The following is a 6025-nucleotide window of genomic DNA, read 5'->3' as shown; positions in this document are numbered from 1 at the left end:
CATGAGCCTTGATCCCGATATCGCCGCACTGCTCGAGATGGTGCAGGCCGGCACCGAAAGCGGATCACGCATTCCGTTTCCGCAATTGACGGCCGTCCAGGCACGGGCTGATTTCGAAGCATCCTCGCCGTTGCTCGACGTCGATCCGCCGGCGCTTGCGTATGAGCGCCACCTCGCGCTGCCGACGCGCGATGGAGCCACGATCGACGCGCGGCTCTACGCGAAGCAGGAGCCGAGCCGTCGCAATCCAACACCGGTCCTGCTCTATATGCACGGCGGCGGTTTTGTCGTCGGAAGCCTGGACTCACATCAGCCATTGTGCCGCGGTCTCGCCGAAGACAGCGGCGCGGCTGTGCTGTCGGTCGGCTATCGGCTTGCGCCGGAGCACAAGTTTCCGACCGCGTTCGAGGATGCGCTCGATGCGCTGGCCTGGATCGGCCGCGAGGGACCTGCTGCGGGACTAGATGCCGGCCGCGTCGCCGTTGGCGGCGATAGCGCTGGCGGAACGCTCGCCGCGGCGCTCGCCATCGAAGCAAGGGCGAACCGAAACCTGCCGCAGCCCGTCCTCCAGGTGCTCGCCTATCCCGGCCTGAGCTCCCGGCAAACGTCTAATTCCTACGAACGATACGGCTCCGGCTATCTCCTGGAACGAAGCACCGTCGACTGGTTCTTCGGGCAGTATCTCCGCGACGATTCAGACCGTGACGACTGGCGGTTTGCGCCGTTGGCCGCGGAAGATCTCTCAGGGCTGCCCCCGGCGCTCATCGTGCTTGCCGAATACGATCCACTGGTGGACGAAGGGCGCGACTACGCGGCAAGGCTCCGCGCCGCCGGCGTTCCCGTCGATCTGCAGATCTATCCGGGCATGATCCACGAGTTCCTGCGCATGGGCAATGTCGTGGCCGATGCTCTGCAGGCGTGGGCGGCGATCGGGCAGGCGCTGGCCAGCGCCTTTCGAGCCGCAGGCGAAAGGCAGCGGCCGGGCATGGAAAGACAGAGCATATGAAGCTATGGCATATGAAGGTATGTCATAACTCCCGTCTCTCGCAGCCTCGCCGCAAGCCGTTCCCGAGCCGCACCCCATGAGCAAGAATTCACTCTCCGACTACAAGCTGTCTCGCCGCGCGCTTCTCGCAGCGGGCGCGGGCATCGGCGGCGGGGTGCTTGCAGGCGGCTGGCCGATGACGCTTGCTCAAGCCGCCGCACCGCAAGGAGGCCCCCGCATCGCCGCGCTCGGCTGGGCCTGCGCGCAGACGATACTGGCGCTCGGCGTCGTTCCGCTGGTTATTCCGGAAATCGAGCGTTACAGCCGGCTCGTCGTCGAGCCGGCTGTCCCGTCAAGCGTTCAGGAGATCGGCCTGCGTTCGGAGCCAAATCTCGAACTGCTGCAGAGTTTTGCGCCTGATATTATCATCATCGATCCCAGCATCACGGCCGCAATACCCCGGCTCAAGCTGATTGCCCCGGTCGAGGTCTTTACGATTTTCAAGCCCGGCCGCCATCCGCTTGAAACAGCGCGCAGTTCGACGATGGAGCTGGCGCAGCGTCTCGGCGTGCAGGCCGCATGCGAGGCCTATCTGGCGCGCTTCGATGCCGCCATGACCGGCTACCGCGATCAGCTTCGCGGCCGCAACGACAAGCCGCTGTACCTCGTCAGCGAAATCGCGCGTAACCGTGCACTCGTGTTCGGGCCGAACAGCCTTTACCAGGAAGTCCTCAGTCAATTCGGGTTGAAGAATGCCTGGACCGGCCAGAGCGGTCCGTGGGGACATACCAGCGTTGGCCTTGAAGTGCTCGCGGCGGTTCCGGATGCGCGGCTGGTTCTGATGAGTTCGCGGGTTGCCGATATCGAAGCCTTGCTCAACGCAAGCCCGGTGCTGCGGACCTTGCCGTTCCTCCGCTCGGGGCGGCTGACGGTGCTGGGAAATCAATTCTTCTATGGCGGCGTGCCGGCGGCTGAACGCTTCGCACGCCTTCTCGCCGAACGTTTGCCGCAGGAAAACAATGAGCAAGGTTGACGCGCTGCCCGCCCGATCCGGGATCGAGATGCATCCTGCGATACTGATCGGCTTATTGTTTGCGGCGGCCGCTGCGCTGACCGTTCGGCATCTGTCGGGATATCTGCCTGTCAACGCGTGGTTGCCGGTGCTGTGGCGTCCTGAAATCAACGATCCGCAGCAGATGCTCGTGCATTATACCTTCTTTCCGCGAATTGCGGTGGCGCTATTGGCCGGCGCAGCATTGGGCCTTGCCGGCGCTGTTTGTCAGCAGGTGCTGCGCAATCCGCTGGCCGAACCGACCACGCTCGGTGTCTCGAACGGCGCCTATCTTGCGCTGGCGGTGACGACGTTGTGGGCGCCGTCGCTGCTTGCTTTGGGCCGCGAGTGGATTGCGCTGGTCGGCGGGTTCGCTGCGTTCCTGTGCGTGTTCGGCCTCACCTGGAAACGTGCGCTATCGCCGGTCGTGCTGGTGCTGGCCGGGTTGATCGTGGGCTACTACTGCGCCGTGACGACCCAGGCCCTGGTGTTGCTCAACCATGACTACCTGATCGGCCTGTTCATCTGGGGCGCGGGCTATCTCAATCAGCAGGACTGGAGCAATGCGGCGTTCCTGGCGCCGCGGTTTCTGATTTCGTTCGTGCTGATCGCGGCGATGGTCCGCCCGCTGACCTTGCTCGGTTTCGACGACGAGACCGCGCGCAACCTCGGCCTCGGATTGACGGGCGCGCGGGTCTGCGCGCTTGGCATTGCGATCGCTCTCAGCGCTTCGGTCGTCAGCGTGGTCGGCGTATTGGGCTTTGTCGGTTTGACCGGGCCGGCTCTCGCCATGCTTGCCGGTGCGCGGCGTTTCCGCGATCGGCTGATTTGGGCGCCGCTCTGCGGCGCTGGCTTGCTGTGGCTGGCAGACGAGCTTGTGCTGCTGATTCCGCCGGGCTATCGCGAGATGCCGGCCGGCGCAGCCACGGCATTGATCGGCGCGCCCATGTTGCTGGTGCTGCTGCCGCGGCTACGGTCCGCAGCCCCAGTGGGAAACCTCACACCATCCGTTCCGCCACGTCTTGAGCATCCCTGGCGGGTGATCCTGTTTGGTCTGGCCTTGCTGTTGCTCGTGGTCTGGGTCGCGCTCGCGGTTGGGGTCGGCGCCGAGGGCTGGAGCTGGAGTGGTCTCGCCGGCATCCAGGAATTCCTGCCGTGGCGCTGGCCGCGCGTGGTGTCGGCGTTGGCCGCGGGGGCCACTCTGGCGGTGGCGGGCACGCTGCTGCAACGCATGACCGGAAATCCGATGGCGGCTCCGGAGGTGATGGGGATCAGCTACGGCGCCGCGATGGGCGTGATCGTTCTTCTCTATCTCCTTCCCTCCCACACCCGCGTGGCGCAGATTGCGGGCGGCGGGATCGGAGCCTTCATCGTGCTCGGGCTGGTACTACTGTTCAGCCGGCGGTCCGAATTCAGTCCGGAGCGTGTGCTGCTGGCCGGTGTCGCCATGAGCGCGGCTTTTGCCGCAATCGTCGCCATGGCGCTGGCGACCGGCGATCCGCGCATCGGCATGCTGCTGTCGTTGCTGACCGGCTCGCTCTATCAGATCAGTCCGGCCGAGGCCTCGGTGCTTGCCGCCGCGGCGGCCCTTTTGTTGATCATGGTGCCGATGCTATCTCGCTGGCTCGACATTCTGCCGCTCGGCTCGGCGGCCTCGCGTTCGGTTGGAATATCGATGGCGAGGAGCCGCATCATCATCATGCTGCTGACCGCATTGTTGACGGCGACCGCGACGCTGATGGTTGGGTTGCTGAGCCTGGTCGGTTTCATCGCGCCGCATATGGCGCGGATGATGGGGGCGCAGCGCGCGCTTCATCAGACGGCGCTGGCCGCGCTGATTGGAGCCATCCTGATGGTGTTTGCGGACTGGGCCGGGCGAATGGTGATATTTCCGTTCCAGATGCCGGCCGGCATTTTCGCGATGATGCTCGCCGGGCCCTATCTGCTCTGGCTGTTGCGCCCGCAGCGCGGATGAGACGGTGAAGCGCCGAATGACTTGCGATCTCACCGTGCGAAGCTGATGAGATGGCTGTGATCCGGAGACGGCATCACCGCCATCGGAATGCCGTAGATGGTTTCGAGTTCGGTAGGCGTCATGATCTTGTCCGGCGCGCCGCGCGAAATCAGCTTGCCCGAATGTAGGGCGATGATCTCGTTGCAGAAGCGTGCTGCCATGTTGACGTCATGGAGCACGACGACCACGCCGAGATTGCGCTCCCGCGCGAGCCGCTTCACCAGCGACAGCACTTCGATCTGATGGGCAATGTCGAGCGCCGACGTCGGCTCGTCTAGCAGCAGGCATTCGGCATCCTGCGCAACCAGCATGGCGATCCAGACCCGCTGGCGCTCGCCGCCTGACAATGTATCGACCAGCCGGTCCGCAAACGGCTCGATGTGGGTCAGCGCCATGGCTTCCGCAACCTTGTCGCGGTCGGTGTCGCCGAACCGGCCCAGCGCGCCATGCCAGGGATAGCGCCCGAGCGCGACCAGCTCCTTCACCAGCATGCCGGCGGCGGGCGGCGTCTGCTGCGGCAGATAGGCGACCTTGCGGGCGTACTCCCGATCGCTCCATTCGCGTAAAGCGCGGCCTTCGAACCGAATCGTGCCGGATGAGCTCGGCTGCTGCCGCGCCAGCAACTTCAGCAAAGTCGATTTGCCGGAGCCGTTGTGCCCGATCAGGCCGACGACGCTGCGCGCGGGAAGCGACAGGGTGAGCGGTTCGAGCAGCGCGCGCCCCGCCACAGCGAACTCCACCTGGTCCAGTTCGAACAAGGGCGCGGCCGCATCGGGCGCGGCTTGCGCGATTTCGGTTGGCCGAACTACATGCATGAGAAAGTGCCTGCGGGGGTAATGCGGTGCGAGGTGAATGTCGTCCCGTCGGCCTGCGGATGCGGGGACGTCATGGCTGCCGCAGGCTCCAATACGCGACCGCAAGATGCTGCTCGCGGGCGAGCTTCCGCTCGTCACGCAGATGGTTTCGCAGCGCCTTCAACGCCTGCGCTTCGCACGCGATCCATGCAAAGACCTCGCGATGATCCGGCCATCGCACGGCCTTGACGGCATCGACCAATAGCTGCGTGGTCCCGGCCGGACGCTCGCCGCGATGCAGCCATTGGATCGATACGCCGGCTGGCGCGATCAACGGAACCTGCTCAAGCCAGTCGGCGACTTCGATGAAGACTTCGCCGGTTGCCGTCGCTGGCAGCATCTCAAGAATTCGCGCAATGGCGGGAAGGGCGGTCTCGTCGCCCGCCAGCAGCAACCAGCGCGCCGGCCGAATGCCACGTCCGAGTGGACCGGCCATGCCGCAAATGGCGCCGGTTTGCGCATTGAGGGCGAAAGCCGAGCCCGGTCCGGCATGATCGTGGACCACGAAATCGATGTCGATCTCGCAAGCATGCAGGTCGATGCGGCGGATCGTGTAGTAGCGGGTGACGGGTCTGCGGTCCGGTTCCGGCCACAGGATGCGCCCGTCGTGGGCGGGCCACGGCCATTCAGGCTTGGCGAGGCCTTCCGGCGGAAAATACAGGCGGACGTGCAGGTCATCGTCGTTCACGAAGCGGGCGATGTCGTTGCCGGTGAAGGTCAGCCGACGCATGCGGGGCGTCAGGTCGATCGCTGCCTTCAGCCGCACCTCGCGGAAATTGGCCAGCGTGCCGCCGTTGGATTCATGGCCGGACCAGACGATGGTCGGCGGCTCATCGCCGGCAAACTCGATGACGTGGGAAGCGACGACCGAGCGCAGCATCTCCAGATTACCCTTGTCATTGGCCTCGACGCGAATCTTGAGCGCCTCGGCCTCGACGGCGAGGGAACTGGTTCCAAACGGCAGCTTCGCCACCATCAGGCCGCCTTGGTCCTCGAAGGCGATATCATGCTCGGCTAGATGATCGATCATTCGGGCAGCAAGGCCGGCGGCATCAGCAATCGGGATGCGGGTTTCGGAAACAAGCGAATCCAAAGTCATTTTCTCCAGTCGGGCCTGCCCG

The 6025-nt window shown here is 64.9% G+C and carries 5 protein-coding genes; 3 read left to right on the top strand and 2 right to left on the bottom strand.

Going from position 1 to position 6025, the window contains the following annotated elements; all coding sequences use genetic code 11:
• The first annotated feature begins 1 nt into the window (after position 1).
• The 3 genes from V1290_RS10105 to fhuB all read left to right on the top strand — a co-directional run bounded on the left by V1290_RS10105 (position 2) and on the right by fhuB (position 4011).
• Positions 2-1006, top strand: coding sequence for an alpha/beta hydrolase (locus tag V1290_RS10105; RefSeq protein WP_334364267.1), 1005 nt, complete (start codon positions 2-4; stop codon positions 1004-1006).
• A 76-nt stretch (positions 1007-1082) separates the two neighbouring features.
• Positions 1083-2018 carry an ABC transporter substrate-binding protein gene (locus V1290_RS10100; RefSeq protein ID WP_334364266.1) on the top strand — a complete coding sequence of 312 codons (936 nt, stop codon included), beginning with the start codon at positions 1083-1085 and terminating at the stop codon, positions 2016-2018.
• Complete coding sequence (fhuB, locus tag V1290_RS10095) at positions 2005-4011, top strand: Fe(3+)-hydroxamate ABC transporter permease FhuB (protein WP_334364265.1); 2007 nt, start codon at positions 2005-2007, stop codon at positions 4009-4011. The genes V1290_RS10100 and fhuB overlap by 14 nt, the downstream gene beginning before the upstream one ends.
• A gap of 29 nt (positions 4012-4040) precedes the next feature.
• Here fhuB and V1290_RS10090 read toward each other — a convergent pair whose 3' ends face one another.
• Positions 4041-4865: an ATP-binding cassette domain-containing protein gene (locus tag V1290_RS10090; protein ID WP_334364264.1), complete on the bottom strand. Its 825-nt coding sequence runs from the start codon at positions 4863-4865 to the stop codon at positions 4041-4043.
• Positions 4866-4935: 70 nt separating this feature from the next.
• The gene (locus V1290_RS10085; protein WP_334364263.1) at positions 4936-6003 is read right to left on the bottom strand and encodes a siderophore-interacting protein; all 1068 of its coding nucleotides are present in this window, start codon (positions 6001-6003) and stop codon (positions 4936-4938) included.
• Positions 6004-6025: the final 22 nt, after the last annotated feature.

The sequence above is a fragment of the Bradyrhizobium sp. AZCC 1578 genome (genome assembly GCF_036924675.1).
Classification (GTDB): Bacteria; Pseudomonadota; Alphaproteobacteria; order Rhizobiales; family Xanthobacteraceae; genus Bradyrhizobium.
The sequence above is the reverse complement of the archived record's forward strand: the minus strand, read 5'-3'. Positions and strand labels throughout refer to the sequence as shown.